The following is a 1,520-nucleotide window of genomic DNA, read 5'->3' on the forward strand; positions in this document are numbered from 1 at the left end:
GTCGAGGAGACCGGTGAGGCGATGGGCGTCGAGCTGTTCGTGGGTGGCACCCTGCGCCGTGATCAGGGAGACAGCCGACGCTTCCTCTCCTCGCTGGCGGAGTTGTGGGTACGCGGCGGTACACCCGACTGGTCAGCGGTCTTCGGCCCGGTCGCCGAGGGAACCGAGCCGGTCGATCTGCCTACCTATGCCTTCCAGCGCGACCGTTACTGGCTCGCTCCCTCGGCCGCCGGTGCGCCCGTCCGGGTGGAGCTGCCTTCCGCGCCGGTCGCCGCGCCGGTCGACGGATTCCGGCAGAAAGTGCTCGACGCGCCCGACGACAGCAGGCGCCTGCGCATCGTGCTGAACGAGGTGTGCACCCAGGCAGCGGCCGTACTCGGCTGGGCCTCGGCGCATGAGGTCGAGGTGGGGAGAGCGTTCCGCGAGGCAGGATTCGACTCGCTGACCGCCGTGGACCTGCGCAACCGGCTTGGCATCGCGACCGGGCAGCCCCTCGCGCAGACGGCCGTGTTCGACTACCCGACGCCGCTGCGGCTCGCAGAGCACCTGCGAGACCGCATACTCGGCGTGGACACTTCGGACGGCGACGATGCGGAAGCCGCCGCCGCGCGCTCCCGTACGACAGCCGGCACCTCAGATGACGAGCCCATCGCCATCGTGGCCACCAGTTGCCGCTTCCCGGGCGACATACGCACCCCGGAAGACCTGTGGCGGCTGTTGCTCGACGGGCAGGATGTCATCTCCGGGCTGCCGGAAGACCGTGGATGGGATCTCGACGCACTGTACGACCCGGACTCCTCGCGGGCGGGGACCAGCTATGTCGACCAGGGCGGATTCCTGCACGACGCCGGGCAGTTCGACGCCGGCTTCTTCGGGATCTCGCCGCGCGAAGCCGTCGCCATGGACCCGCAGCAGCGACTGCTCCTGGAGGCCTCCTGGGAGGCGGTGGAACGGGCGGGCCTCGACCCGGAGTCGCTGCGCGGCAGCAGGACCGGTGTCTTCGTCGGCGCCGTCCCGCACGGTTACGGCACGGACGCCACCAACGCCCAGCAATCCGGGGGCTATCTGTTCACAGGCGCCGCCGGCAGTGTGGCCTCGGGGCGCATTTCCTACAGCTTCGGACTGACCGGTCCCGCTCTGACGGTGGACACCGCGTGCTCCTCTTCGCTGGTGGCGCTGCACCTGGCGGTTCAGGCGCTGCGCCACGGCGAGTGCTCGATGGCGCTCGCCGGTGGAGTGACGGTGATGTCGACTCCGGGTATCTTCACCGAGTTCAGCCAACAGCGAGGACTCGCCCCAGACGGCCTGTGCAAGCCCTTCGCCGCGGCGGCGGACGGCACGGCCTGGGGCGAGGGCGTCGGGGTGCTGCTTCTGGAGCGGCTCTCGGACGCACGGCGCAATGGTCATCAGGTGCTGGCGGTGGTTCGTGGTTCGGCGGTCAATCAGGACGGCGCGTCCAACGGTCTGACCGCGCCGAACGGGCCGTCGCAGCAGCGAGTCATTCGTCAGGCGCTGGCCAA

General features: G+C 70.1%; 1 protein-coding gene. It reads left to right on the forward strand.

Going from position 1 to position 1,520, the window contains the following annotated elements; translation table 11 throughout:
* The coding region (locus tag ACFY8O_RS34445) for a beta-ketoacyl synthase N-terminal-like domain-containing protein (protein WP_387909363.1) at positions 1–1,520 on the forward strand (1,520 nt) is incomplete at both ends.

Source organism: Streptomyces argenteolus (assembly GCF_042902585.1).
Taxonomy (GTDB): domain Bacteria; phylum Actinomycetota; class Actinomycetes; order Streptomycetales; family Streptomycetaceae; genus Streptomyces; species Streptomyces argenteolus.